Here is a 25,521-nt window from a genome sequence, read left to right on the forward strand (position 1 = left end):
GGCGCGCAGGCGCCGCCCGAGCTGCGCTAGCAGTAGGAAACGAAGATCAGGCGGATCGTCGCCAGCGTCCCGAGCACGAACAGCCCTGCATAGAAGATCGTCCGTTTGCGCCGCAGCTGCTCGGCGCTGAGCCCGGTAGACGCGGGCTCCTCACCAGGCGCCGCCTCCCCGCCGGCGTGCACCGCCGGCACCGCGATCGGCTCGCTGCCTGCCGGCGGCCTGCTCTCTCCAGGCGGCCTGCCCGCGACGGGCGGCGTGCTCGCTCCGGATGGCCTGCCCGCGACGGGCGGCGTGCTCGCTCCGGATGGCCTGCCCGCGACGGGCGGCCTGCTCGCCCCGGATGGCCTGCCCGCGACGGGCGGCGTGCTCGCCGTGGAAGCGACGCCGTTCGCAGCCTGGACCGCGGCCAGCCCTCGCTGGAGCTCCCCCTCCGGCGTGGTCGACATCGCGTGCAGGCGCGGGCGCTGCGGAACATCGTCCGGGCCGTCGAAATCGAGGTACTGCACCGAGAGCGAGCCCGTCGCGGCGCCGAGAGGGAGCGGGGCGTCGCTGCGGCCCGCCGCAGGAACGCCGTGCCGTCCATCGGGCGACGACGGGCGGACCGACCTACGGTCAGCGGACGTGGTCGCGACCGCCGGCGCCTTTCGCCCGAGGCCCGGCGAGCTCTGTCTCGGCGCGCTCTCCGGAGGGAGCGACGGTGAGGCGCGGTGACCGGCGCCGCTCAGCGAGCCCGTCCTCGCGATGCAGGCCTCGACGTGCTCCTTCAGCTCGCTCCGGGCCTCTTCCTCGGCGCCGTGGCCCATGTCGCGGAGCACTTGCTCCAGATCGCCGGCCAGCCTGCCCGCGCTGGCGGTCCGCTTCTCGATGGAGAACTCGGTCGCCGCGTCGAGCGCAGCCGAGAGCCGCGCGCTCAGGTCGGGCAGGAGCTCGCGCGTGCGAGGGATCGGCAGCGACGCGACGCCCATGATCAGCTGTCTCTGCGTCTCGGCCTTGCGCACGCGGCTGCCGAGCAGCGCCTCCAGGAGCGTGATCCCCAGGGAGAACACGTCCGCGCGCCCGTCGAACGGCTCCCCGCGCGCCTGCTCCGGAGGCATGTACGGGAGCTTCCCCTTGAACACGCTGCTCTCGGACTGCTCGTCCGCGAGGCCCGGTATCCGCGCGACGCCGAAGTCGGTCAGGCAGACGCGGCCGTCCCGCCCGATCAGGATGTTGGACGGCGAGACGTCGCGGTGGACGACCGCGTAGCTCTGCCCTTCGTCCTCGCACAGGCTGTGCACCGCCTCGAGCGCCCTCGCCATCTCCCGGCCGATGTAGGCCACGGCGCGCGGCGAGAACGCGCCCACCTTCCTGAGCACGCGATCGAGGGCAGGGCCGTCGATGTAGTCGAGCGCGAGGTACACGGAGCCCTCGAATTCCCCGAACTCGACCAGCCGGACGACGTTCGGGTGATCGAGCCGCGCGATCACCAGGGCCTCGGCGAAGAACGACTCCCTCGCGCTCTCGCCGAGCCCTGGCCTCGGGACCAGCCGCTTCAGCGCGACGTGGCGCCGGAGGTCGGGAGGCCCCTCCTCGGCGAGCCACACCTCCCCCATCCCGCCCTTGCCCAGCATCCGGATGAGCCGGTACTTGCCGGCGAACAGCTCCGGCGGCGGATCGGACTCGGCGTTCTTGCGACGCGGGCGGGAGGCAGGCATCTCGTGGTGTGCAGCGCTCGATCTCGACTCCGTCGAGGCTAGCCCTCCTGCTCGGGGTGGAGAGGGTGCAAGCAAGGCATGCCCGATCCTACCGCTGCCCGCGCGCCGCAGGAATCACCGCGTCGATGCCCGGCGCAGATCCAGCCTGCATGGACTGGGGCCCGCCTCACCGAGAGGGCGCCGCTCACGCCTCGCTCACTCCTGCGTGTGCTCCTCGCGGATCGGCTCCCGCATGGTCGTCGCCGGGAACCACTCGAAGAAGCGGTGGATGAGCTGGCGCCGCTCGGGCTCGATGTACTCGAACACGGCGCCCCGGTCGTTGATCTCCCAGAACTCGTTGCTCGTCACGGCCAGGAGCTCCGCGCGGATGGAGCGCAGCCTGTCGGGCCGCTCGTCGCGCATGTCGCGGTAGATCTTCCGCGCGAGCGCCTCCTCACCCTTCTGCAGGTAGTACGTGGCGAGCTTGACCTGCGCCTTGCGGACGCCGCGGAGCGACGGCTCCTGCTGATCGAGCTCCGCTTCCTTGTCCACCTCGAGGAAGAGCTGGAGCAGCTCGTCCCGGGCAGGTGCGTGCAGGTCGTACGCGCGCTCGTTGACCACGCAGAGATCGAACGCGACGGTCTCGGTGAGGAACGCGAGCCCCATCGCGTGCGCCGTCTGCGCGTAGTACTTGAAATGACGCGCGATCTCGAGGACCTGATCCCCCCACCCCGCCTTGAGCAGCTCCTCCGCGAGGTAGCGGTACTGGTTCAGGTTGTTGTAGGCCGCGGCGATGTCCTTCGCGTTGAGCGACCTGCGCATGTAGGTGTTGAAGAACTTCACGACGACCGCGACGGCCGCCCGGTCTCCTGCGGCGATGGCGGTCTGCCCGATGTAGCGCGTGTCGATGGCGATGCGCGTGATGAGGTCGGGCATCGCCGTGAGCGCCTCGCGATAGACCATCAAGAACTGGCGGAGCGCCTTGTACTCGAGCCAGGTCCGCGCGGTCGACAGCTTGCCGAGCGCCTCGGCGTTCATGCTCACGAAGTCGGTGTCCTTCGCGAGGCGATCGCGGATCTGGAACCAGCGCGGATCCAGCGTCGCCTTGTGGGGCAGGTACGCGACGACGAGCTCCGACAGCGAGTCGATCGTCTTCGACGCGATCCCCTTGTCCTTCTGGTCGATCGCGTTGAGCGCCACGTCGGCGAGCTGCTCCAGCGACGAGAGCGCCGTCACCCGCCGCTCGTCGACCTCGGCCTCACCCTCTCCGCCCGCGGGGCGCAGCGCCTGCTCGACGCCGCTCGTCTTGATCCGCCGGACCACGTTGTCGGGCTCGACGAAGTCGAACACGTACCCGAAGTAGGGCGCCATCATGAGCAGGCTCGCGGTGAGCAGCCCCATCGTGACGAGGACGCCGTAGACGGGGACGAAGACGTCCTCGGTCGGGGCGCCCCCGCCGACGCGGATCGAGAAGTTGACCCACAGCGAGAACACCGCGCTGACGACGAAGAAGCCCATCACGAGCATGTTCGTCCGGTCGCGGAAGAACATCTCGGTGATCCGCGGCGTGTAACGGTTCGCGGCGAGCTGCACGATGATGGACGCGACCGTGATGACGATGCCGAGGATGGCGGCGATGACCTCGCCGATGCCGCCCATGATGTGCTCGGCGTCGCTCGGCGACATGCGCGCAAACACCTCCCAGAGCGAGAGGTGCGCGTTCTCGTGTCGCGCGACGTCGAGCAGGTGGACGACGGCGAGGGTCGCGACGCTGACGCCCAGGAGATACGACATCGGCCGCAGCCAGATGCGGGCCATGGTCGCGCCCCTGCGACGCTGTCGTTCGGCGTCGTCTGCGGTCCGATCGGGTCTCATCAGGTGACCGCCGCTCGGTCGACCTGCTTGCCGACCCGCCTGCCCTCCCGCTCCACGCTGCCCCCCACGCACCTGCTCCACGCGTCCGCCACGCCAGGCGGCAGCCCGGCTATTTCTTCTCCGGGGGGCTGTCGAGATCTTCCGCGAGGTAGCTGAGGATCACCTCGTCGAGCGATTTCTCGCTGATCAGGTCCTCACCGAAGATCGAGGCGCCCTCCGCCGGCCGGTTCGTCGCGAAGATGCTGGCCGGGCGCGAGGCCGCGTAGCGGCCGGAGCCAGGGCCGCCCGAGAAATGCTCGACCGCGACCTGGGGCGCGGGCGGCGCGACGGGCTGCTCGGGGTGGACATTGCTGTAGACCCCGGCGCCGGAGGCCGCGGACTCCGCCCGCCGCCCGATCACCGACGCTGGCGGCGGCGGGAGGTCCTGGATCTGCTGAAAGAACGGCGTCTGTGCCTCGGCTGCGGCGCGCTCCAGCGCATCGAGATCGAGATCGATGGACGGTTGTTCGGGCTTGATCTCGGCGGGCGACGCCGGGCGTACGGCCCTGCCGGCGAGCGGGCTGGCCGCGCGCCCGCCGCCGAGCGCCTGGAGCGCGACGGGATCGAGCTCTAGCCGGGGGCGCCCGCCGGCCGAAGCGGGCGCCGGCTCGGCCGCCGGGGCGCGCGGCGCCGTGGCGAGGGGCGCGGCCGCTGGCCTTGCGGGCGGCGCGGCGGGCCTGGGCGCCGGCGTCGGCGCGGCTGCCGGCTTCGGGCGCGGCGACGCATCGGGCACGACGGGCGGCATGACGGGCGGCGTGAGGGGCCGGGACGGCGGGGGCGGCTTCGGCGCGCCCGTCACCTCGGGCGACGACGGCGACGACGCCCGCGCGGGCTTGCTCGCCTCCGGATGCGACGGGGCGGGGGCGGCTCCTGCGGACACGGCGCCTGCTGACACGGGCGGGGCGGCGGTGTCGTCGAAGAGGTAGTCGAAATGACCGTCGCGCAGGGCGATGAACATCGCCTTGTGCTGCTCCTTCATGAGGCCGCGGACCGTCTCCGCGAGCGAGGCCTGACCGACGTGCTCCGCGTACGAGGTCTTCGTGGTCTTGAGGATGCGCCCGCCGTCGGCGAAGAGGTGCGTGATGATGTGAGGATGGCGAATGCCCGAGTCCTCAGTCTGTATGTGGAACAACCGCCCCTTGTGCCGGACGTTGTTGTTGAAGCCGAGCAAGGGCGACGGGGCTTTCACGACAGGCAATCCGAGGGTGGGGAGGTGAGGAGATCGCGCCAGCGGGGAGCGCTCGCCACGGCCGAGACTATCACAGCGCGGCGCGCCCGGAACGATTCGCAGCGCGCCGGCGTCCCTTCACGTTCCTCCGCCGTTCTTCTGCCGTCCTCCGCCCGTCCTCCGCCCGTCCTCCGCCCGTCCTCCGCCGCTCCTTCACCGTCTCCTCGGTAGGGGAGCATGTCGGGGCTGGTCCTCCGCGGACCGCGCGCTGGTCGCGTCAGGGCAGACAGCGCTCCAGGTCGTCCGCAGTTCCCGCCTGGAGGGCGCACGCCACCTCCGCCTGCGTGAGGTCGGCCTCGCAGCGGACGAAGCCGCGCTCCCCGGCGGTCGCGCGCGCCATCGCGGTCCTCTCGGCCACCTGGGAGGCAGCGGGCTCGGGGTTGGCCGCGCGCAGGACGAGCTCGACGTACCGATCGAGGAGCGCGGCGCACGCCTCGGCGGACGGGCGTGGAGCGGCGCGGCGGAGCGCGGCGCGCCCCACAAGGATACCGAGCACCAGCAGGACGATCGCCAGGGTTGCCAGGACGTCGGCGCGGGTCGCGGGGCGCGTCACTCCAGACACTTATCGACCTGCTCCGGGGTCGTTGCCTGCCGGACGCACACCATCGCAGCATCGGTGATGCGGCGCCCGACGCACCTGTCGATGAGCTCCTTGCCGCGGGCGTCCCGCACCGCCGCCGTGCGCTCCTCGACGATCTTCGGGTCGACGACGTTCTGCGCCCGGAGCTCGATCTCGGCGCTCCTCCGGAAGATGGCCTCGCACTCGTCGCGGCTGGCCGGGTGCCCGCACCCGGCCAGAAGCGGCAGGCCGGCGAGCAAGGCCAAGCATGGCGCGAGCCTGAAGACGCGACCCAGGTTGAGGACCCGACCCAGGTTGAGGACCCGACCCAGGTTGAGGACCCGACCCAGGTTGAGGACCCGACCCAGGTTGAGGACCCGACCCAGGTTGCCGGAGACCGTGGAGACGGAATACCGCCTCCTTTGAAGGGAAGTTGAGCCAGGACGGCGACGCATGGCCGCGACGATGGCGCCACGCTCGGTGGGGCGCAACAAGGTCCAGCCGAAGCCGACAGCCCGTACTGGCGAACGGCCAACCCCAGCCGGCACACCGCCGTCGTCCACGACCGGCCACCTGCCAGCCATGTGGCCCGAGTCAAGATGGAAACGTCGCGTATTGCTGGAACGCGTGTGCAGGTCTGTTAGAATTGCTTTCTGTGCGCAAGGCGAGCGAGCACGGTGACAGCGTGGGCGGCGCTCGATCCGTCCGTACGGGCCCCGGGGGTACGCGGCGACGCACGAAAGCGACGGCGCAGTCCGTTGCGGGCAGCGGGAATGACGCTGGCCCCAATGCTCCACGAGAGAAACGGCCGAGCAAGGCGCCGCGACGGCGCGCGCCCGCGGCGGCGCTGACAGCGGAGGAGATGTTGCGGCGCGCGCTGGGCGCGGCGACCCCGCGATCGCGCGCGATCTGGGCGCGGCGGGGCCTGTCGCTCCGGGGGCCGCTCGACAGGACGACGCAGGCCATGCTGCTGCGGCAGCTCTACCTCGCGTATTTCGAGACACGCCGCTTCGAGCGGGCAGCCGAGGTGGCGGAGCAGATCCTGGCGCTCGGCGTGCTGAGCGACGTCGCCCACCAGGACGCGGCGCGCGCGAAGCAGGCCCTCGGGGACATCGATGGGGCCGTCGGGCACCTCCGGCTGGCGGCGCGCACGGGGCCGGCGAGCCGGAGGGCGTTCCACTGGTGGACGCTGGGCAGCGTGTATCACCTGGCGCGCCGGTACGACGAGGCGATCGGCGCGCTCACACGAGCGGCGCGCTGGGGCACGCGGGACAAGCCGCTCTACCAGGGGCACCTCGCCGTCGTGCAGTGCGAGAGCGGCAAGCCGGTGGAGGGGCTCGGCGCGCTGATCGATCGGCTCTCGGAGGTGCCGGCAGGCCAGGGTTACGGCCGGTTCGTGCTCGGGCAGATGGCCTACTTCGACCATCGCTGGGACGAGGCCAAGAAATACCTGGAAGCCTTCGTCCAGCGGAGCACCTCGGGGAGGGCCGCGGTCGCGATCGCGCTCGGCGCGGAGATCGAGGCGGCGCGCCGGACGCTCGCGTCCCTCGCGGAACGCTGATGCCGGCCTGAACGGACGGCGGCCCGCCGCACGACCCCGATCGCTTTGCTATAGAACCTTGGTGATGACCGCTTCGACTCGTTTCAAGGCAAGCGCCGGCGCCGCGCCGGCGGGTGTCCGACGCGGCGCGCGCGGCGCGCTCGGACGCGTGCTCCCGGCGCTGGCCGCGCTCGCCACGCTCGCGTCCCCGGCGCTCGCGCTGGCCGATGATCCGCGCGATCTCTTCACCCGCGGTCTGGAGGCTGGCCCGCTCTTCGCCGCGCTCGCCGCGCTCGGGGGCGGGCTGCTCACGTGCCTCACCCCCTGCGTGTACCCGATGATCGCCATCACGGTGAGCATCTTCGGGGCGCGGGAGGCGAAGTCCCGGCGCGAGGCGATGCTGCTCTCGACGAGCTTCGTGCTCGGGATCGTCGTGCTCTTCACGACGATGCTCGTGGCCGCGGCGCTCACGGGCAGCCTGTTCGGCGGCGTGCTCTCGAACAGGTGGGTCATCGTCGGCATCGCGGCGGTGTTCATCGCGCTCTCGCTGTCCATGTTCGGCGCGTTCGAGATGACGCTGCCGGACACCCTGATGCAGCGGCTCTCGCAGGTCGGGGGCATCGGCTACGGCGGCGCCTTCCTGCTCGGTCTGGTGAGCGGCCTCGTCGCTGCGCCGTGCACCGGGCCTGTCCTCACGGGCATCATTCTCTGGATCGGGAAGACCCAGAACGTCGGCCTCGGCGCGCTGGTCGGCGCCACCTTCTCCCTCGGGCTCGGCCTGCCGTTCTGGCTCGTCGGCGCCTTCGCGTTCGCGCTGCCGAAGGGCGGCAAGTGGATGCTGGGGGTGAAGTCGTTCTTCGGGATCGTGATGATGGTCGTCGCGCTCTATTTCCTGAAGACGACCTTCCCGGCGCTGTCGTCGCTCGCGCAGCCCACGCCGCAGTTCATGGCCGTCATGGCGGGCCTCGTCGCGGTCGGCCTCGCGCTCGGCGCGGTGCACCTCTCCTGGGACGACGGAGGCACCGGCGTGAAGGCCCGCAAGGGGGCCGGGATCGCGCTCACGGTGGCCAGCAGCTTCCTGCTCGTCGCGAGCCTGGATCTGCCAAAGCTCGCCTCGCCCGTCCCGTCGGCGGTGGCCGGCGAGGCCGTGTCGCCGCAGCTCACGTGGCTGCACGAGGAGCCGGTGGCCGTCTCCAAGGCGAAGGCGGAAGGGCGCCCGCTGCTCGTGGACTTCACCGCGGAGTGGTGCGGCGCCTGCAAGCAGCTCGCGAAGGAGACCTTCTCGGATCCCCGTGTCATGGCCAAGGCGGCGCACTTCGTCGCGGTGAAGGTCGACGCCACGGACGACGAGGATCCGCAGATCGACGCGGTGAAGGGCAAGTACAAGGTCGTCGGCCTGCCCACGGTGGTGCTGTACGACTCCACCGGCGCCGAGCGGAAGCGGTTCAACGACTTCGTCGGCCCGGACGTGTTCCTGGCCGCGCTCGAAGGCATCCAGTAGCGCGCTGCGCCTGGCAGCAGCGCGCCGCACACGCCGTCGGCATGGCTCAGGAGGACCGAACGCCGCGAGGAGGGAGCGATGGGCGCCGCGCCCATCGCCGCCAGGCCGCCACGAACATCCGCACCTTCCTGCTCGCCGCCCTCGCGCTCTGCGCCCTGCTCGTCGCAGGCTGCGGCGCTGCGGGGCCCACCACCGGGACCGTGGTGATCGGGGTGACGAGCGAGCTCCGCGCGGGCGCCGACATCGACCTGCTGCGCGTCGTCCTGCGGGCCGGCGGAGACGTGGTCCACGAGGACGCGCTGGCGCAGAAGAACGGGCAGCTGTTCTTCCCGCGGGAGTTCTTCTTCAGCGATCTCGAGGATGGCACGGCCGTGGAGATCTCCCTGGAGGCGTTCGGAGCGGAGGACGCCGAGGGTCCGCTGCTCACCCGCACCGCGTCGACCCGGGTGATCGGCGGCCGCACGCTGCTGCTGCGGGTGCGCCTCGAGCGGGAGTGCGTCGTCGCGCCCGGGGCGGCCACTTGCCCGGCGCCGCAGACCTGCGTGGCCGGCGGCTGCAGCGCCCCCGACGTGGATCCCCGGCAGCTCGAGCCCTACAGCACCTCGTGGAACGCGGGCGCGGAGCCGGACGTCTGCAAGCCGGCCGCCGGGGGCGAGCCGGTCGTCATCGTCGGGGAGGGGCAGGCCGACTACTTCCCGCTCGATGACCTCGACGAGGTCCAGGTGGAGGCTGGACCTCAAGGCGGCTACCACATCTTCGTCGCCATCCGTCTCAAGAACCTGCGCCGATCCGGCTCGCTCACCGTGGTGAACGGCATCGTGCCCGAGCTCGGCTATGCGATCGAGCCGCTCGAGGTCATCTTCACCCTGGATCCCGACGAAGGCGGCTTCTGCAAGCTCGCCGGGCTGCGGTTCCGGCTGGATGGCGAGCGGAAGATCGAGGAGCTGCTCGGGAAGGTCGTGGAGGTCGAGGTGACGGTGACCGATCCCGACGGAGACGCCGGTACCGGCAGGCGCGCGGTGACGCTCTCGCAGACCATCCTGTAGCCCTGCAGCGCGCGGGCGCCCTGCGCAGGCGGAGGCGCGCGGGCTCACTCGCGCGCAGCGCGCCACCGCGTCATCCAGCCGCCGGTGAGCAGGTCGAGGGACGCCTCCGCTTCGAGCGCCGCGAGCGTCGCGGCGCGGTGCTCCTCGGGGCTCTGGCCCGGATCGGCCGCGAGCGCGACGGCGCGCTGCCACGCGAAGAGCAGCTCGAGGACGCGCGCCGTGAGCTTCGTTTGCAGCTCGGCGCGCTCGCGGCGGAGGCGCTCCAGCGCGATCTCCTCGTCGGCGAAGACGATCCGGTCGAGCCGCCACGTCGCGCGCGCCTCGAGCCACAGGCTCGTGCCGCCGGACGCCGTCCTTCGCGCCGGATCGTACTCCGTGGGGGCCAGGCTCTCCGCTTCATCGACGAGCCGAGAGACGCGGAGCCGGAGCTCCGGGAAGAGCGACGACGTCCGCGCGCGCGACGCGATCGCGTCGATGCGCGCCTCGGGATCGAGGAGGCGGGATCGCCGCAGCGCCGCCTCGACGATCGCGCGGGCCATCGCCGGCGTGACCCGGACCGGCAGCGGGAGCGACGGCTCGGCCTCGGCTGGCTGCGCGGGCGGAGGCGGCTCCGGGAGCTCGATCTCCGGCGCCGCGCGTGGCGGGCTCGGGGTCGCCGGGGCAGGCTTCAGCCGAGGCGCAGCAGGTTCGGCGACGGCGGGCGGTGGAGACGGCGCGCCAGGGCGGGCGGATAGCCGCTCGAGGGGGATGCTCGCGAGCAGCATGCCGGTGAGGGAGCGCTCGCCCCCTTCGAGCCGAGCGATCCCGAGCTCCACCGCGAGCCAGAGCGGCTGCGCGCTGCCCGGGGACGCAGCCCAGAGCTCGTGGGGCGCGGTGTCGAGGCGGTCCACGCGCGGGTCGAGCGCCGTGGGCTCGTCGTCGAGGGGGAGCTCGGCGCGCGCCTGCCGGGTGAACAGGGCGCAGGCGAGCGCGCCGAGGAGGAAGAGAGCGGAGCTTGCGATGGATCGGTGGTTCGGGTGCACGCGAGGTGGGTCGACCGCCGCGCGTCGCGAGTTGCGTGCGACGGGTCGACCAGGTCGCTCAGCGGCTCCGGGAAGGCGGGCGCGCCCGGGTGGCGAAGCTCCGCCAGAGCTCCGCTCCACCGCCAAGGGATCGGACCCGATCGGCGCCAAGGCGCGGCCCGCCGCCCGGGGAGATGCCCCGCTCCGCGCTCGTGCGCCGGAGCGCCTCGCTGGCGTGAGGTCCCGCGCTCCCGCCGCCTCCTCGGAGCAGCTCGCTCGAACCGCCGCGGGTCGCCGCGACCGCCTGAGCGATCGCCTCCGGCGTCGGCGCCGTTCCTGACGGGAAGCGGGCTGGTCCCTCGCTCGCCGCGCCGCGGGTCGCCGCGACCGCCTGCGCGATCGCCTCCGGCGTCGGCGCCGTTCCCGAGGAGAAGCGCCACGGCGCCTGGTCGGGCAACGCGAGCGTCGGCTCCGCGACGAGCGTCGCGCTGCGCCCAGCCGCGACCGCCTCGAGGCCGTGAGGCGCGGCCGCTCGGACAGCCTCGGCGGCCACGTCGCCGATCGCGGCCGGCGCAGCAGGCGCCACGTCGCTGCTCGTGACGACCGCCGCCGCAGCCGCCTTGACATCTGCGTCACCGCTGGCGACCGGCGCGCTCGACGCCGGAAGAGCCGTGGTCACCGAGCCTCCGCTCGCGCCGACCACGACGACAGGCTCGCCGTGCTCTCCCCTGGCACCGGGAATCGACGGTGACGCCGTCCCCGCGGCGATCAGCGCCGATGCCGCATCGCCGACGCCGCCCTCGAGGTGCCGCTCGGCGACGTTCATCGCCGCAGTGGGGCTGCCCGGCGGGATCTCGCTCGTCGGTTCCGGCGCAGAGACCGGAGGCTCCTCCGAGGTCTCGCCCGCCAGCGCTGACGCAGAGGCCGGAGGCTCCTCCGAGGTCTCGCCCGTCAGCGCTGGCGCAGAGGCCGGTGGCTCCTCCGAGGACGATCTCGGCGAAGCCGGCAACGCGCGTGGCACAGCGACCTCGAGGCCGACCGCGAAAGGCTCGAACACCTCGCCGGCGAGCCAGCCCGTGCACATACGGAGGTTCGCGCCGGACGGGATGTCGCGCACGAACATGTCCCCGAAGAGCGCGTCGATGGCGAGATCCCGCTGCTCGACCACGGGCCGCTCCCAGCTCGGGAGCACCGCGACGACGCGGATCGCGAGCTGCCCTTCCGGGCGACGCGCCCGCGCTCGCGCGAGCGTCCTGGGACGCACTTCCCAGTAGAGGTAGATCGTCTCGTGATCGACCGCGATGCCGACGATCTCGTCGACGTCATACCGCGCCGGGAGCTCCGCCCGCTCGTCGCGCAAGGCCGCCGCAAGACCCAGCACCCCCCCTGCGGCGACGGGCGACGCCGTCGCTCCGGCACCTGCAGGCGAAGGATCTCGCGGGGGCTGCACCGGAAGGCCGCCAGGCGCTCCGGCAACGGGCCCGGGCTCCCCCCGGTGCTCGCTCGCGATGGCGGCCCCGCGTGGCTCGGTCGCGCCATCGTCTCGCGCGAACGGAGCAGGGGAAGCCTCCGCGGCGGCGCTCTCCGCATCCTCCGCGTCCGCATCCTCCGCGTCCGCGTCCTCCGCGTCCGCATCCTCCGCGTCCGCATCCTCCGCGTCCGCGTCCCGCGCTTCCACGCCTGCCCCCTGCCCGCGTGCCGCGCTCTCGATCAGCCTCTCCCGGAGCCGCCGCGCGTCCTCGTCCTCCGGCGCTCGCGCGAGGATCTCGTCGAGCATCGCGATGGCGCGGTCCGTGTGCCCCTGGGACGCATAGATCTCGGCGAGCGTCGTGGTGGACCGCGGCGGCGGCGGCGTTGGCGGCGGCCGCTGCTCCGGCGGCGCCTCGCCGCGCAGCGCGCGCGCGGTCTCCGGCATGTGCAGGCCCCGCTCGACCACGCGCGAGAGCAGATCGCGCGCCCGCCCGAGGAAGCCGCGGAGGCGGGCCCGCTCCGGCTCGCTCTGCGCGGTGCGCGCCACGATCTCGTCGATGAGCTCGACCTTCGTGAGCAGGCGCGGCCGGGGCACCCCGAGCCCCTCGGCGCGCGCTATCAGCTCCTCCCGCGTCAGCCCGTCGAGCTCCCGGCGCTCCATCGCCGCCGACGCTACCACATCCGACGCTCGCTCACCCTCGCCGGAGCGCTCAGCGAAACGCTCCCTCCGCCGCCGGATCCGCGCTGATCGACGCGAGCCGCGCGCGCGCCGCCTCGGCGTCTCGCGCGATCTGCGCCTTGAGCTCCGGCAGCCCGGAGAACCGCCGCTCCTCGCGCAGCCGGGCGATCAGGTGCACGCGCAGCGCAGCGCCGTAGAGATCCTCGTCGACGTCGAAGAGGTGCACCTCGAGGTTCGGGCGCGCCTGCCTCGACGCCTCGACCGTCGGGCGGACGCCCAGGTTGGCCACGCCGCGCGCGAGCGCGATCGCGCGGCCCGACGAGGTCACCCGATCGACGAGCGTCGCGTACACGCCGAACGGCGGGAGCGCCTCCTCGATCTCGTCGATGTTGCAGGTGGGGAAGCCGATCGTCCTGCCCCGCCTCGCCCCCTGCGCGACGACGCCGGACAGCATGTGCGGGCGCGACAGCATCCGCTCGGCCGACTCGAGATCCCCGCGCGCGAGGGCCGCTCGGACGCGGGTGCTCGACCACGCCCCCTCGGCGTCGCCGACGAGCGGGTGCGATCGCGTCTCGAAGCCGAGATCCTCGCCGAGGCGCCCGAGCGTCGTGAAGTCGCCGGCGCGCCCGCGGCCGAACCGGAAGTTCGCGCCGACCAGGACGACGCGCGCCGCGAGCCGATCGAGCAGCACGCGCCGCACGAACTCCTCCGGCGTCTGCGCCGCGAACGCCCGGTCGAACGTCACCGCGTCGACCCGGATCGCCGGCTGCACGCGCTGGATGAGCTCGATCTTGCGCGGCAGCGCCGTCAGCGTCGCCGGCGGGGTCCGGCCGAGGACGCTCGCGGGGTGCGGGGCGAACGTGAGCGCGACCGGCTCGAGCCCCCGCCGCTCCGCGTCCAGCGCCGCGTCGGCGAGCAGCGCCTGGTGCCCCAGATGAACGCCGTCGAAATTGCCGATGATCACCAGGCTGCCCCGCGGCCCGGCCGCGGCGCGCCCGCCCTGCCCGGAAGCGGCGGCGGCGAAAGACTCCACGGCCGCTACCTAACCCGAAGCAGCGCCGAACGAAATGCGGGTGGACGCAGGCGAGAACGCAGGTGAGAGCAGCGCCGCCCGTCACGATACGCACGTACAGCCAAGCGATCGCAGTACAGAGTCGCTTGACGTGCCCATGGCCGACTGATAGAGCCGCGCTCCCCGAAATGGGCTGGAGGCGCGCCGTGTTCAAGAGAGTCAGTATCTTCTCCGGCAACGCCAATTTCCCGCTTACCCAGGAAATATGTCAGGTCCTGGAGCAACCGATGGGGAAGTCGCGCGTGTCGCGCTTCTCGGACGGCGAGACGTTCTGCGTCATCCAGGAGAACGTCCGAGGCGTCGACACCTACGTCGTCCAGCCCACCTGCTCGCCGGTCAACGACAGCGTGATGGAGCTCCTGATCATGGTCGACGCGCTCCGCCGCGCCTCGGCCGGCTCCATCACGGCGGTCATCCCCTACTACGGCTATGCCAGGCAGGACCGGAAGGTCGCGCCGCGGACGCCGATCACCTCGAAGCTCGTCGCCGACCTCATCGTCGCCGCCGGGGTGAACCGGATCGTCGCGCTCGACCTGCACGCCGGGCAGATCCAGGGGTTCTTCAACATCCCGTTCGACCACCTGTTCGCGATGCCGGCGCTGCTGGAGCACCACCTCCGCGAGCATTACGGCAAGGACGTGGTCATCGTCTCCCCGGACGCGGGCGGCGTGGAGCGGGCCCGCGCCTACTCGAAGCGCCTCCAGGGCACGCTCGCGATCATCGACAAGCGCCGCGAGCGGGCGAACGAGAGCGAGGTCATGAACATCATCGGCGAGGTGGCCGGCAAGCACTGCCTCATCCTCGACGACCTCATCGACACCGCCGGCACCCTGGTGAACGCGGCCAACGCCCTGATGAAGCAGGGCGCCAAGAGCGTCGCCGCCTGCGCCACCCACCCGGTCCTGTCCGGGCCGGCGGTCGAGCGCATCAAGGATTCGCCTCTCACCGAGGTCGTGGTGACGAACTCGATCCCGCTCTCGGACGAGGCGAGGGCCTCCGGTAAATTCAAGGTCGTCTCGGTGGCGCGGCTGCTCGCCGAGGCGATCCGCCGCATCCATCACTCGGACTCGGTGAGCTCGCTCTTCGTCTGACCGGCCGCGCGCGTTCGGCGGCGGGGCGCACCGGCGACGCAGGTCGCCCGAGCCCCCTCGCCAGAACACACCAAAGAACTCACAAAAGACACAAAACGCGCCCTCCGGCGACGAAGGTTCGACTTCCTCTTCTCCGTTCTGCTATAGCGCCGCACCCTACGCCGGGGTGGAACCGCGCATCGCGGACCCCCGGATCACTTCTGGAGCCGTCGTCATGGACATCATCAAGCTCAACGCCACGAGGCGCGAGGATAGCGGCAAGAGCGCGTCGAGCCGCCTGCGCCGCGCCGGACAGATTCCCGCCATCGCCTACGGGCGCGAGCTCGCGCCGCAGTCGGTCGCCATCTCGCCGAAGGCGCTCCTTCAGGTGCTCGGCTCCGATCACGGCAAGAACTCCGTGGTCGAGCTGGCCATCGAGAACGGCCAGACGCTCACCGTCATGGTGCGCGACTACGACTACCACCCCATCTCGCGGGAGCTCCTCCACGCCGACTTCATCCAGGTGAAGCTCGACCAGCCCGTCGACGTGCAGATCCCCTTCCGCTGCGTGGGCAAGCCGAAGGGCGTGGTCACCGGCGGCGTGCTCCAGCAGATCTTCCGCACGATCCCCGTGCGCTGCCTGCCGGAGAAGATCCCGTCGTTCGTCGAGATCGACGTGACCGAGCTCGACCTGGGCGACTCGTACAAGGCCAGCGGGCTGAAGCTGCCGGAGGGCGTGAAGACGCTCCTCGCGGACGACCAGACGATCGCCGTCGTCAACGCGCCCGAGAAGGCAGGCGCCGAGGAAGAGGCGAAGCCCGCCGCTGGCGCGCCGGCCGCTGGCGCGGCCGCTGCGCCGGCCGCTGGCGCGGCCGCCCCCGCGAAGGGCGCGGCCCCCGCGGCCGACAAGAAGGACAAGAAGTAATCCGGGAGCGGGCCGCCTCGCGCCTCCGCACCGCGAGGCGCGCGCGGCCCGCCCTACCCCGCTCCTCGCCTGCCTCACCTGCCTCACCTGCCCCATTCCAGGGACTCAGCAGAACCAGCTCGTCATGCTGCTCGTGGTCGGCCTGGGGAACCCCGGCAAGGAATACGCTGCTCACCGGCACAACGTCGGCTTCATGGCCATCGACGCGCTGGCCGACGAGGTCCGGGCGGATCCGTTCCGCGAGAAGTTCTCGGGCGTCCACGCGCGGGCAGAGATCGCCGGACAGCAGGCGATCCTGCTCAAGCCGATGACCTACATGAACGAGTCGGGGCGCAGCGTGCAGCCGGCGATGGCCTTCTTCAAGGTCGCGCCCTCCGAGCTGATCGTGCTCCACGACGAGCTCGACCTGCCGTTCGGCACGGTTCGCCTCAAGGTCGGCGGCGGGCACGCGGGGCACAACGGGCTGCGCTCGATCATCTCGCACGTCGGGACGGGCGACTTCGGGCGCGTCCGCCTCGGGGTAGGACGTCCGCCGGCGGGTTTCCGGGGCGAGGTCGCGGATTACGTCCTGTCGGGGTTCGACGCCGTCGAGCGCGCGAGCCTGCCCGACTGCTTGAAGCAAGCTGTCCAAAGTGTGCTAGAAGTCGCCGCCCGCGGCTTCGAGGCCGCGATGAACGTCCGAAACACCCGGCCCAAGCCGGGCAAGAGGCAGAAGGGCGAGGGGGATGGGTCGACGGATCCAGCCCCTGCCGCGAAGGACGGGAAGGGTCCCCTCCCCCCGACGCAGAAGCCCTGATCCTCCACGGGACAGCCTGCCGAGCTCGCCGGTGCGTCGCTCGACAGGCTGTTCCTTTCCTCGCTCCGGGGCACCGCCCCGGGGCCATTGGCCGAGAGGGAAGACTGAATGAGCCGACAGGTAACGGCGCCCGGGCGCGCCAGAGAGTACGAAACGATCTACATCCTGCGACCCGACATCGACGCCGACGGCGCCGAGCGGATCGGGTCGCGCCTCGCCGAGGTCGTCGGCCGCGAGTCGGGCCGGCTGACCAAGGTCGAGACGTGGGGGCGCCGCCGCCTCGCGTACGACATCGCCAAGCACCGCCGCGGCGTTTACGTGTACCTGAAGTACCTCGGGGGCGGGAAGGTCGTCGCCGAGATCGAGCGCAACCTGCGCCTTTCCGACGGCGTGCTGAAGTACCAGACGGTGCTCGTGCGCAACGACGTCGAGGTCCAGGGCGTCACGATCGCCGACGAGGACGTGAAGTTCGAGCGCCTCGAGCTCGCGCCGCTGGAGGACGACCGCGACGATTCGCGCGAGCGCCAGCTCGGCCTGCTCGAGCCGGAGCGCCGCATCGACCGGAGCTCCGAGCAGGCCCCGGCGGGCGATCTCGACGATGCCGAAGAGGCTGAGGCGGAAGGCGCCGCCGACGAGGAGGAGAGCTGAGCTATGAACGGCCGCAACAACGACATGGGCCGCAACGGCGGCGCTGACTACGACGATCGCGACTTCGGGCGCACGCCCGACCTGAACGCGGACGCCCCCGGGCGCCGCCGCACGGGCCGGAAGCGCGTCTGCCGCTACTGCGCAGACAAGGCGCTGGTCATCGACTACAAGGACCCGCAGGCGCTCAAGTACTTCATCTCGGAGCGCGGCAAGGTCGTCCCGCGCCGCATCAGCGGCAATTGCGCGCGCCACCAGCGCAAGGTGACCCTCTCGATCAAGCGCGCGCGCAACATCGCGCTCTTGCCGTTCACCGTCACGGCGTAGGAGGTCGATCATGGCAACCCACATCCATGTGGTCCTCACGGAGGACCTCCACAACGTCGGCAAGAGCGGCGAGCTCGTGAAGGTTCGCCCCGGCTTCGCGCGCAACTACCTCATCCCGCGCGGCCTCGCGGTGGGCGCCACCGCCGAGAACGTGTCCCGCATCGAGCACGAGAAGCGGGTCGCCGAGTCGCGCGCCGCCAAGACGCGCTCCGAGGCGGAGCAGCTCGCGTCCAAGCTCAACCAGGTCAAGATCACGATCAGCCGCCCGGTCGGAGAGGGCGACAAGCTGTACGGCTCGGTCACGGCGCGCGACATCGAAGAGGCGCTCGCCGCGCAGGGCTTCAGCGTCGACCGGCGCCGCATCGAGACCGACACGATCAAGACGCTCGGGGCCCACCCCGTCGTGATCCGCCTCGCCCCGTCCATCACGGCGTCGGTCGAGGTCACGGTCGCCGCCAAGTAGCGCAGCGCCAGGGAGCGCGGCTCGACCCGCGCTCCCGCGCTTCCCCTCCCCTCTCCAGCCGCACCCGCGCGCCTCCTTCGGCCGCGCCCCCTTCGGCCGCGCCCCCGCGTCCCCTTCAGCCGCGCTTCCGCCTCACCCACGCCCGCGCGACGTCGTGCCCCCGCGCCACCGCGCGCAGCATGAGCGCCGCGTCCCCCCACCGCGCTCGCTCCTCCCAGACGAGGCTCGCCAGCATCCCGGCGCAGAAGGCGTCGCCCGCGCCCGTTGGATCGTGCGGACGCACCGGGCGCGGCGCGACGGCGCGCTCGCCCCCGGGGCCGAGCAGGAGCGTCTCCCGCGCGCCATCGGTGACGACCAGCGTCGCCTCGGGGCGGAGGCGCTCGCGGAGCGCGCGCGCCGTCGTCCCCAGCACGTCGAGATCGCCGGCGCTGCACTTCACGAGGTCCGCCTGCCCGAACAGGCGGAAGCAGCCGCGCACGCCTGCGCCGGCGTCGGAAACCGAAGCGGCGCCGGCCTCCGCGCCGGGAACGGACGCGGCGCGCTCGGCGCGCGGCCACATCCGCGGGCGCGCGTTGACGTCGACCGCGACGGCGCACCCTTCGCGGCGAGCGCTCGCGGCCGCCCGCGCGAGCGCGCCGCTCGCCCCGCGCACCGGCGCGATCCCGGTGAAGTGCACGACCCGGGTCTGCCATCGTTCCGGCAGCGCTGCAGCGAGCGCCTGCGCCTCGCTCTCGCCCTGCCTGTACCCGGCGAAGCGCGCCTCGCCGCGCTCGATCGCCACGAGCATGAGGCCTGTGCGCGCCGCGCTCAGCGAGAGCCGTCCCACGTCGATGCCGGCCGCCGCGACCTCGTCCCTCAGCCCGCGCCCCATCGCGTCATCGCCCAGCGCGGCGCACAGCCCCGAGCGTATCCCGAGCCGGACGAGCGCCGTCGCGGTGTTCACCGCCCCGCCCCCCGGCACACGGCGCAGCAATTTCGCTTGCTCGAGCGGAATGCCTTCGGGCGCATAGAGATCCCACAGCGCTTCACCGACGCAGACCACCTCGGCGGGCTCAATCCTTGTATGGCGTGTTTTGTGATCCACAATGGCGGCTCCCCGCGATGGCTCACGCCGAGGCGCGAAGCGTCATCGCAGCTGAGTCAAGCGCGAAAAGAAATGGCGATGAGACCGGGGTTGCTCAATTTCCATACCTCGCCGCCGGCGGCGGCGCCTCGCCGCGAGGAGCCTCGGCAGCGACCGCCGAGGAGGCCTCCACGGAAGCGTCCGAGCAAGCCTTCGAGCCTGCCTCCGAGCATGCCTCCGACGATGGAAAAGCGCCCCCTCGACATGGAACCCGCATTGGGATGCCGACCGCACGAACGCTCACTGCAATGCAAACAGAAACCCTTCTCAGGGCTGCCCATGTTCTGGTAGACGGAAATCGACCCTGCACCCGACGCCCCGGAGGAACGTTTCCCCTCCGGGGCGTCGCCCATTTCGGCACCTGTGGAAAAGCTCGGGGCGGGATGGGGGGAATCGGTGGGGAGGAGAAGCACGGATGATGAGAATGATGGAGCGCCGGGGCCAGCGGCCTCAGAGGATCGAGCCTCCCATCGTCGCCGGACGCGTGCCGCCGCACGACCTCGACGCCGAAGCGGCGGTGCTCTCCGCCATCCTGCTGCACCGCGACGCGCTCGATCGGGTGCTCGAGATCCTGAAAGCGGACCACTTCTACAGCGAGGCGAACAGCCGCGTCTATGAGGCCGCGCAGGAGCTCGCGGCCGCCGGCACGCCCATCGACATCGTCTCGGTCGCGTCGTGGCTGCGCGACCGGGAGCGCCTTGCCCAGGTGGGCGGCGCGGCGTACCTCGCCCAGCTCGCGGACGCGACCCCCGCGGTCGCGCACGTCGCGGCGCACGCGCGGGTCGTCTACGAGAAATGGCGCGTGCGGCAGCTCATCGCCACGTGCCAGCGCGTCGCGGCCGAGGGGTACGGCGACGTCGGCGTGGTGCAGGAGTACATCGACGGCGCCGAGCAGGCGGTCTACCAGCTCGCGCGCACGCCCCAGGGGACGGCGACCCAGCCGATCGCCCAGGTGCTCAAGGCCGCGTTCGAGCAGATCACCGCCGCCGCCGAGCGCGGCGACCGGATCACCGGCATCTCGACCGGGTACGAGAAGCTCGACGCCAAGACGGCCGGCCTGCACGACGGCGACCTCTCGATCATCGCCGCCCGCCCCGGCATGGGCAAGACGTCCTTCGTCCTCAACCTCGCCGTGAACGTGGCGTCGCCGCGCACCGTGAGCTCCCCGGGGCCCGACCATTCGGGGCACGGCGTCGAGCGGCACGATCCCGGCTTCGGCGCCGCCGTCTTCTCGCTCGAGATGCCCCGCGAGCAGCTCGCGACACGTATGGTCTGCAGCGAGGGCCGCGTCGACGTCGGCAAGCTCCGCCAGGGCTTCCTGCAGCCCGACGACTGGCGCCGCCTGACGGAGGCCGCCTCGTTCCTGTCCACCCTGCCCATCTGGATCGACGACACGCCGGCCATCTCCCTCCTCGAGCTGCGCGCCAAGGTGCGGCGCATCCAGGCCGAGTACGACCGGCCGCCCAGCGACGGCAACTCGGGGCGGCGCATCGGGCTCATCGTCATCGACTACCTGCAGCTCATGAAGGGGCGGGACGGCGTGAGCAGCCGCGAGCAGGAGATCAGCGAGATCTCCCGTGGGCTCAAGCAGCTCGCGAAGGAGCTCAAGGTGGCGGTCATCGCGCTCTCGCAGCTGAACCGCGCCGTCGAGACCCGGACCACCAAGGACAAGCGCCCTCAGCTGTCGGACCTCCGCGAGTCGGGCGCGATCGAGCAGGACGCCGACAACATCATCTTCATTTACCGCGACGAGTACTACAACCCGGAGACGACCAACCACAAAGGCATCGCCGAGCTCATCGTCGCCAAGCAGCGCAACGGGCCGACGGGCAAGGTGCTCACGCGGTTCACCTCGTCGTGCACCCGGTTCGACAACCTCGCGCCCGGCGACTACCCGGAGATGGCGGACGACGAGTAGGCTGCGACGCACGACATGTCCGCCTGGTATGTCCCTGCCCTCCTCGCCGCGCTCTGCATGGCCGGGCACTACCTGATGCTGCGCGCGGCGGCAGGCCGGATCGGAGACGCCCTTGGCGCGCTGTGCCTCGAGGGCACCGCGGCCGTCGGGATCCTCGTCTTCTTCCTCATCCGCCCGGGCGCGGAGACGCCTCCGTCGGCCCAGGGGGTGCTCTGGGCCTGCGCCGCCGGCCTGTGCATCAGCGGCGTCGCGACGCTCACCTTCATGGCGCTCCGCATCGGCGGTCCGGTGACCGCGACGGGGCCGATCGTGTTCGCCGGCGGCATCGCGATCGCCGCGCTCTTCGCGCCGCTGCTCTTCGGCGAGGTGTTCACCGCTCGCCGGGCGCTCGGCGTCGGCCTGCGGCTCGCCGCCCTCCTCGTCCTCGCCACCGAGCGCTCCTGACCCAAGGCGCGCCGCGGCCGCGCATCGGAGTCGGAAGAGGATCGATGACCCGCTCGCCCGAGTGCCCCCGCACCCCCGGAAGCCCCGCGAGGCGCGCGGCGCGCCGCGCCCTCCGCTCGGCGCGCCTCTTCGCGCTCGCGCTCGCGTCCGCGACCTGCGCGCCGCCCGTGCAGGGCGGCAGCGTCGTCGTGTCCTCCGGCGCTGTCGAGCGCCTCGGCATGCTCTGCCGGTGGGGCCGCGGCGGCGCGGAGCAGGGCGATCTCTGCCCGAGGGACGGCGGCGCCGCGCAGCCAGCGCGCGTCCGGCGGATCACGGGGCCCGCGGACGCGCTCTCCGGTCCGCTCGCGGCGGGGCGGCCCGGCGACTACGTGCTCGAGAACGACGAGATCGCCGTGGTCGTCGATCAGCCCGGCCCCGGGGCTGGCCTCGCCGAGAGCGGCGGCAACCTCGTCGACGCGGCGGACGCGCGGGCGCGCCGCGACGAGCTCGGGCAGATCGTCACGCGGCTCGGCGCGCCGCCGCGGCAGGTGATCTACCGCGACATCACGACGGGCGGCGGCGAGGACGGCGCCGCCTGGATCGAGGCGCGCGGCGAGGTGCGCGGGCGCGATCCCGCCGGCGGCGCGCTCTCCGTCACCACCCGCTACACGCTTGGGCCGCGCGACCGGGCGGTCATGATCACGACGTCGCTCCGGAACGACGGCGACCGCCCGCTCGAGGCGCTCGACCTCGGCGACGTGGTCCACTGGGGCGCGGCGGAGCACGTCGCGCCCGGCATGGCGCCGGGGCTCCGCGGCGAGCGCGAGGCGCCGTACCTGGCCGGCGTCGGGGCCGGCGTCGCGTACGCGCTCGCCCCGGTGGACGGCGCGGCGGTCCGCGCGCGGAGCGGCGAAGGCTTCAGCGACGTGACGTTCGCTCGGCAGGCCGCGCTCCCGCCCGGCGGGCGCGCCGCGTACCAGCGGATCCTCGCGATCGCGCCGCGCGGCGACTCGCTCGCCGTCGAGACGGAGCTCTTCTTTCTCGGCGGCGGCGCGCCCGGCGGCGTCGCGCTCGAGCTCGTGGACGGCCGCGGCGGGCCGCTCCCGCTCCTCGCCGGCAAGGCGACGCTGACGCCGATCGCCGAGGACGGCGCCGCGCCGCCGCCCGCCGCCGCGCTCGATCTGTGGCTGCGAACCGGCGACAGCGCGCCGCTCGCCGCCGAGGCGCCGCCCGGCCTCTACCTCGTCGGCTTCGAAGGGAGCGGCCGCCGCGCGCTGGGGAGCGCGCGGATCCGGATCCGCGCCGGCGAGATCGCCCCCGCGCGGCTCACGCTCTCCGGCGCCGGGCGGCTCTACCTCGGGGTGCGCGAGGGCGGCGCCTCCGCGCCCGCCGTGGACCCCGATCCCCTCGGTCCGCTCGCGCCGGCGAAGGTCAGCCTCTTCGACGCCGCGACCGGCAAGGCCCTCTCGCCGCCCCGGCTCGCGCTCATGGGCGAGCTCGATGTCGCCCTTCCCCCTGGGCGAGTCCGGGTCGTCGCCTCGCGCGGGCCCGAGTACGCGCTCACCGAGGCGACGGTCGACATCGCGGACGGCGGAACGTCGCGGCTCGATCTCACGCTGGAGCGGGTGGTCGACACGTCGGGCTACATCGCCTGCGACCTCCGGCAGCACACGGCGCGGAGCGCCGACGCGGGCGTCTCCTCGGCCGCGCGGCTCGTCTGGAACGCGGCGGAAGGCGTGGAGTGCGCGGTGGCGAGCGAGCACAACCTCGCCTCGGATCTCCAGCGGGACGTCGCCGCCCTGCGGCTCGAGACGCGGCTGCGCGCGCTCCCGGGCGTGGAGCTCACGAGCGGCCGGAGCGGCGCCGGGCTCGGGAGCCTCAGCGTGTTTCCGCTCGGCAGGGAGGCGGACGCGCCCCGCGAGGGCGCGCTGCGGTGGGTCGACGAGACGGCGAGCGAGATCCTCCGCGAGGTGCGCGCGCTGCCCGGCGAGCGCGTCGTCCAGGTGAGCCGACAGCACGGCGGCGGCTCACCGCTGCACGGATCCTGGGCGCCGCAGGTCGCGCCGGATCAGGGCCCGAGCCCGCTCGCGCAGATCGTCGGGGACGGCGCCGGCGCCGGCGCCGATGCCGTCGAGGTCTGGACCGGGCGCGACGCGGCCGCGCGGGACCGCGCGCTCGAGGAGCTCTGGGCGTTGCTCCGCGCGTCCCACCCGGTCACGCCGACGGCGACCAGCGACAGCCACGGGCTGCGCGGCGCGGAGGCGGGTTATCCGCGCACCTACGTCGCCGTGGCCGCCGATGATCCGGGCCGGCTCGACGTGGCCGATCTCGTCGCGGGCCTGCGGCGCCGTCGCGACGTCGTGATCACGAACGGCCCGTTCGTGACGATGCGCCTCGGCGACACCCGCCAGGGCGGCGTCGCCTCGGCGCGGCGCGGGTCCCGAGGCGGGCCGCTGTCGCTCTCGATCCGCGTCGAGCGCGCCCCGTGGGTCGACGCGCGCGAGCTCCACGTGCTCGTCGGCGGCGTCGCGAGCGGCGCGCCGATCCCGCTGGAAGGCACGCGCACGACGCCCGCGGGCGCGCTCCTCGACGAGATCGCGATCCCCGTCGTCCTCGGAGGCGGCGGCGGGCGACGACCGCCGCGGCCCGACGCCGGCGCAGCGCGCGGCGACCGCGGGACCGGGCAGCGCGCGCACGGAGCGATCTCCGTCGCCGAGGACACCTTCGTCGTCGCGATCGTCCGGGGGCGGCGGCCGCTCGAGCCGGTGCTCGCGGGAGACCCGGGCGAGATCCTCCCGTTCGCGATGACGGCGCCGCTCTGGATCGACGCCGACGGCGACGGCCGCTCCCTCGGCCGCGCCGCAGCGCCGTGAGCGCGGCGAGCTCCGTGGCGCGCCGGGCACGGCAGCGCAGCCCCGCCTGAAGAGGGCAGCACGCGTTGCCGCAAGCTGGCCGGCGCCTGGCCCGGCTGTGCGGCATTACGTGTAGCTGTCCATCTTCGCTTCCAAATCGCCCTTGGCACGCGAAAGCAAAACCTTCCTCCTCCATACGGCGGAGTCTTGCTTCGCTGACATCTGCGCACTTAGGCTCGCGCGGCATGGATGCCAGGAAGCTCATGATCTTTCCCTTGGTATCGCTTCACCTCGTCACGGCGTCTGCGACGTCCGCGCAGCCCCTCGCCGCACCGCGTGCTGCAGCGCCCGCGCCGGCTGATCCGGCAGCGGACGCGCTTCGGCGCGCACACGCCGCGCGCAGCGCCGGCCGATGGCAGGAGGCGGAGGCGGCGTATCGCGCTGCCTTCGCCGCGGCGCCGCGCCCTGCCATCGAAGGGGAGCTCGGGCTCTGCGAGCTGGCGCTGCGCAGACCTGTGGACGCGGCGAACCATCTGCTGCGCGCGCTGCGCGACTCCAGAGCGCTCACACCTGCGGAGCAGCGGCGCTTCAACGAAGGACTGCGCCGGGCGGAGAAGGACGCCATCCACGTCGAGATCATGGTCAGCCACGACGAGGCGGAGATCTTCGTGGACGGCAGGTTCATCGGCCGTGGGCAGGCGAATTATCAGTTCTACGTCACACCTGGTGCCCACGAGGTCCGCGGCTCTCTCGAGGGGCATGTCACCCAGACGGTCCGCTTCGAAAACTATGCCGGCGACGGGACGATCCTCCCGCTAGTGCTCGATTCCATCCTGAAAGCGCCGCCGCCCGAGGTGATCATCCGCACGACGCCGCCAGCTCCCGACCATTCGGGTCGCAACATCCGCATCGCCGGCGCGTCGCTGGCGCTCGCCGGCGCGGCGTTCGGGGCGGGGTTCGCCATCGCCGCCGGGGTGCGCGACGACGAGGCCGACGCGCAGGCGGACGCCATCCGGCGGGACTACGGGCGCGGCGGCTGCCTCTACAAACAGGCCACCGAGGTCACGCTCCCGTGCAAAGCGCTCGAGGAGACGCTCTCGGCCCGCGACACGCTGCGGGGTGCGGCCTGGGCGAGCTTCATCGCGGGCGGGATCTTCGGCGCGGTGGCGATCTCGTCGCTCTGGTGGGCCCCGTCGCCGCCTTCGCCGGCCCGCGTCGCCGTGCGCCCGCTCGTCGCGGCCGGCGGAGGTGGCGTGGCGATCGCGGGCGTCTGGTAGGCGCGTCGCGCCGGGAAGG

The 25,521-nt window shown here is 72.7% G+C and carries 22 protein-coding genes; 13 read left to right on the forward strand and 9 right to left on the reverse strand.

The genetic code is table 11. The annotated features are described in order from the left end of the window. Nucleotides 1–26: 26 nt before the first annotated feature. The 5 genes from WMF39_RS37225 to WMF39_RS37245 form a co-directional block, all read right to left on the reverse strand. Nucleotides 27–1,694, reverse strand: coding sequence for a serine/threonine protein kinase (locus tag WMF39_RS37225; protein ID WP_437741224.1), 1,668 nt, complete (start codon nucleotides 1,692–1,694; stop codon nucleotides 27–29). Nucleotides 1,695–1,889: 195 nt separating this feature from the next. Then, entirely contained in the window at nucleotides 1,890–3,491 is a 1,602-nt protein-coding gene (locus WMF39_RS37230) for a DUF2254 family protein (RefSeq protein ID WP_437741225.1), read from the reverse strand. Between the two features lie 166 nt (nucleotides 3,492–3,657). Further along, complete coding sequence (locus WMF39_RS37235) at nucleotides 3,658–4,776, reverse strand: hypothetical protein (protein ID WP_437741226.1); 1,119 nt, start codon at nucleotides 4,774–4,776, stop codon at nucleotides 3,658–3,660. Between the two features lie 256 nt (nucleotides 4,777–5,032). Continuing rightward, nucleotides 5,033–5,368, reverse strand: coding sequence for a hypothetical protein (locus tag WMF39_RS37240; protein WP_437741227.1), 336 nt, complete (start codon nucleotides 5,366–5,368; stop codon nucleotides 5,033–5,035). Beyond that, nucleotides 5,365–5,829, reverse strand: a complete 465-nt coding sequence (locus tag WMF39_RS37245) for a hypothetical protein (protein WP_437741228.1) — start codon at nucleotides 5,827–5,829, stop codon at nucleotides 5,365–5,367. Before WMF39_RS37245 ends, WMF39_RS37240 begins: the two co-directional genes overlap by 4 nt. A 407-nt stretch (nucleotides 5,830–6,236) precedes the next feature. Here WMF39_RS37245 and WMF39_RS37250 point away from each other — a divergent pair, with 407 nt between their 5' ends. The 3 genes from WMF39_RS37250 (at nucleotide 6,237) to WMF39_RS37260 (ending at nucleotide 9,461) form a co-directional block, all read left to right on the forward strand. Continuing rightward, a complete protein-coding gene (locus WMF39_RS37250) occupies nucleotides 6,237–6,935 on the forward strand; it encodes a tetratricopeptide repeat protein (RefSeq protein ID WP_437741229.1) in 699 nt (232 codons plus the stop codon). A gap of 64 nt (nucleotides 6,936–6,999) precedes the next feature. Further along, nucleotides 7,000–8,415, forward strand: a complete 1,416-nt coding sequence (locus WMF39_RS37255) for a protein-disulfide reductase DsbD family protein (protein WP_437741230.1) — start codon at nucleotides 7,000–7,002, stop codon at nucleotides 8,413–8,415. A 41-nt stretch (nucleotides 8,416–8,456) separates the two neighbouring features. Then, nucleotides 8,457–9,461 (forward strand): hypothetical protein, encoded by a 1,005-nt coding sequence (locus WMF39_RS37260; RefSeq protein WP_437741231.1) that lies wholly within the window; start codon nucleotides 8,457–8,459, stop codon nucleotides 9,459–9,461. A gap of 44 nt (nucleotides 9,462–9,505) precedes the next feature. On the opposite strand, the gene WMF39_RS37265 is transcribed toward WMF39_RS37260, so the two are convergent. From WMF39_RS37265 to ribF, 3 genes are read right to left on the reverse strand one after another with little or no spacing between them, the layout of a single operon-like run. Further along, nucleotides 9,506–10,483, reverse strand: a complete 978-nt coding sequence (locus WMF39_RS37265; RefSeq protein ID WP_437741232.1) for a hypothetical protein — start codon at nucleotides 10,481–10,483, stop codon at nucleotides 9,506–9,508. 58 nt (nucleotides 10,484–10,541) lie between these two features. Then, nucleotides 10,542–12,593 carry a tetratricopeptide repeat protein gene (locus WMF39_RS37270; protein WP_437741233.1) on the reverse strand — a complete coding sequence of 684 codons (2,052 nt, stop codon included), beginning with the start codon at nucleotides 12,591–12,593 and terminating at the stop codon, nucleotides 10,542–10,544. Between the two features lie 49 nt (nucleotides 12,594–12,642). Further along, nucleotides 12,643–13,644: a riboflavin biosynthesis protein RibF gene (gene ribF / locus WMF39_RS37275; RefSeq protein ID WP_437741234.1), complete on the reverse strand. Its 1,002-nt coding sequence runs from the start codon at nucleotides 13,642–13,644 to the stop codon at nucleotides 12,643–12,645. 167 nt (nucleotides 13,645–13,811) lie between these two features. Here ribF and WMF39_RS37280 point away from each other — a divergent pair, with 167 nt between their 5' ends. The 6 genes from WMF39_RS37280 (at nucleotide 13,812) to rplI (ending at nucleotide 17,909) form a co-directional block, all read left to right on the forward strand. Continuing rightward, entirely contained in the window at nucleotides 13,812–14,774 is a 963-nt protein-coding gene (locus tag WMF39_RS37280; RefSeq protein ID WP_437741235.1) for a ribose-phosphate pyrophosphokinase, read from the forward strand. Between the two features lie 214 nt (nucleotides 14,775–14,988). After that, nucleotides 14,989–15,678 (forward strand): 50S ribosomal protein L25/general stress protein Ctc, encoded by a 690-nt coding sequence (locus tag WMF39_RS37285; protein ID WP_437741236.1) that lies wholly within the window; start codon nucleotides 14,989–14,991, stop codon nucleotides 15,676–15,678. Nucleotides 15,679–15,802: 124 nt separating this feature from the next. Further along, complete coding sequence (gene pth / locus WMF39_RS37290; RefSeq protein ID WP_437741237.1) at nucleotides 15,803–16,474, forward strand: aminoacyl-tRNA hydrolase; 672 nt, start codon at nucleotides 15,803–15,805, stop codon at nucleotides 16,472–16,474. Nucleotides 16,475–16,582: 108 nt separating this feature from the next. Beyond that, nucleotides 16,583–17,122, forward strand: a complete 540-nt coding sequence (gene rpsF, locus WMF39_RS37295; protein WP_437741238.1) for a 30S ribosomal protein S6 — start codon at nucleotides 16,583–16,585, stop codon at nucleotides 17,120–17,122. Between the two features lie 3 nt (nucleotides 17,123–17,125). Then, the gene (gene rpsR / locus WMF39_RS37300; protein WP_012239546.1) at nucleotides 17,126–17,446 is read left to right on the forward strand and encodes a 30S ribosomal protein S18; all 321 of its coding nucleotides are present in this window, start codon (nucleotides 17,126–17,128) and stop codon (nucleotides 17,444–17,446) included. 10 nt (nucleotides 17,447–17,456) lie between these two features. Beyond that, complete coding sequence (rplI, locus tag WMF39_RS37305; RefSeq protein WP_437741239.1) at nucleotides 17,457–17,909, forward strand: 50S ribosomal protein L9; 453 nt, start codon at nucleotides 17,457–17,459, stop codon at nucleotides 17,907–17,909. Between the two features lie 115 nt (nucleotides 17,910–18,024). Here the strand turns inward: rplI and WMF39_RS37310 are convergent, their stop codons facing one another. Beyond that, nucleotides 18,025–18,951 (reverse strand): PfkB family carbohydrate kinase, encoded by a 927-nt coding sequence (locus WMF39_RS37310; RefSeq protein WP_437741240.1) that lies wholly within the window; start codon nucleotides 18,949–18,951, stop codon nucleotides 18,025–18,027. 496 nt (nucleotides 18,952–19,447) lie between these two features. Here WMF39_RS37310 and dnaB point away from each other — a divergent pair, with 496 nt between their 5' ends. The 4 genes from dnaB to WMF39_RS37330 all read left to right on the forward strand — a co-directional run bounded on the left by dnaB (nucleotide 19,448) and on the right by WMF39_RS37330 (nucleotide 25,502). Beyond that, complete coding sequence (dnaB, locus tag WMF39_RS37315) at nucleotides 19,448–20,950, forward strand: replicative DNA helicase (protein WP_437741241.1); 1,503 nt, start codon at nucleotides 19,448–19,450, stop codon at nucleotides 20,948–20,950. A gap of 15 nt (nucleotides 20,951–20,965) precedes the next feature. After that, the gene (locus WMF39_RS37320) at nucleotides 20,966–21,394 is read left to right on the forward strand and encodes a hypothetical protein (protein WP_437741242.1); all 429 of its coding nucleotides are present in this window, start codon (nucleotides 20,966–20,968) and stop codon (nucleotides 21,392–21,394) included. A gap of 44 nt (nucleotides 21,395–21,438) precedes the next feature. After that, entirely contained in the window at nucleotides 21,439–24,246 is a 2,808-nt protein-coding gene (locus WMF39_RS37325; RefSeq protein ID WP_437741243.1) for a hypothetical protein, read from the forward strand. A gap of 242 nt (nucleotides 24,247–24,488) precedes the next feature. Then, nucleotides 24,489–25,502 carry a hypothetical protein gene (locus tag WMF39_RS37330; RefSeq protein ID WP_437741244.1) on the forward strand — a complete coding sequence of 338 codons (1,014 nt, stop codon included), beginning with the start codon at nucleotides 24,489–24,491 and terminating at the stop codon, nucleotides 25,500–25,502. The last annotated feature ends 19 nt before the right edge of the window (nucleotides 25,503–25,521 follow it).

It is taken from the genome of Sorangium sp. So ce1504 (assembly GCF_051521635.1).
GTDB lineage: Bacteria > Myxococcota_A > Polyangia > Polyangiales > Polyangiaceae > Sorangium > Sorangium cellulosum_B.

Excerpts from the sequence above, each read along its gene's own strand:
- WMF39_RS37225 (WP_437741224.1), bottom strand. The coding sequence starts at position 1,694 with ATGCCTGCCTCCCGCCCGCGTCGCAAGAACGCCGAGTCCGATCCGCCG.
- WMF39_RS37230 (WP_437741225.1), bottom strand. The coding sequence starts at position 3,491 with ATGGCCCGCATCTGGCTGCGGCCGATGTCGTATCTCCTGGGCGTCAGC.
- WMF39_RS37245 (WP_437741228.1), bottom strand. The coding sequence starts at position 5,829 with ATGCGTCGCCGTCCTGGCTCAACTTCCCTTCAAAGGAGGCGGTATTCC.
- WMF39_RS37250 (WP_437741229.1), top strand. The coding sequence starts at position 6,237 with ATGTTGCGGCGCGCGCTGGGCGCGGCGACCCCGCGATCGCGCGCGATC.
- WMF39_RS37255 (WP_437741230.1), top strand. The coding sequence starts at position 7,000 with ATGACCGCTTCGACTCGTTTCAAGGCAAGCGCCGGCGCCGCGCCGGCG.
- WMF39_RS37260 (WP_437741231.1), top strand. The coding sequence starts at position 8,457 with ATGGCTCAGGAGGACCGAACGCCGCGAGGAGGGAGCGATGGGCGCCGC.
- WMF39_RS37270 (WP_437741233.1), bottom strand. The coding sequence starts at position 12,593 with ATGGAGCGCCGGGAGCTCGACGGGCTGACGCGGGAGGAGCTGATAGCG.
- WMF39_RS37280 (WP_437741235.1), top strand. The coding sequence starts at position 13,812 with ATGGGCTGGAGGCGCGCCGTGTTCAAGAGAGTCAGTATCTTCTCCGGC.
- WMF39_RS37285 (WP_437741236.1), top strand. The coding sequence starts at position 14,989 with ATGGACATCATCAAGCTCAACGCCACGAGGCGCGAGGATAGCGGCAAG.
- pth (WP_437741237.1), top strand. The coding sequence starts at position 15,803 with ATGCTGCTCGTGGTCGGCCTGGGGAACCCCGGCAAGGAATACGCTGCT.
- rpsF (WP_437741238.1), top strand. The coding sequence starts at position 16,583 with ATGAGCCGACAGGTAACGGCGCCCGGGCGCGCCAGAGAGTACGAAACG.
- rpsR (WP_012239546.1), top strand. The coding sequence starts at position 17,126 with ATGAACGGCCGCAACAACGACATGGGCCGCAACGGCGGCGCTGACTAC.
- rplI (WP_437741239.1), top strand. The coding sequence starts at position 17,457 with ATGGCAACCCACATCCATGTGGTCCTCACGGAGGACCTCCACAACGTC.
- dnaB (WP_437741241.1), top strand. The coding sequence starts at position 19,448 with ATGATGAGAATGATGGAGCGCCGGGGCCAGCGGCCTCAGAGGATCGAG.
- WMF39_RS37320 (WP_437741242.1), top strand. The coding sequence starts at position 20,966 with ATGTCCGCCTGGTATGTCCCTGCCCTCCTCGCCGCGCTCTGCATGGCC.
- WMF39_RS37325 (WP_437741243.1), top strand. The coding sequence starts at position 21,439 with ATGACCCGCTCGCCCGAGTGCCCCCGCACCCCCGGAAGCCCCGCGAGG.
- WMF39_RS37330 (WP_437741244.1), top strand. The coding sequence starts at position 24,489 with ATGATCTTTCCCTTGGTATCGCTTCACCTCGTCACGGCGTCTGCGACG.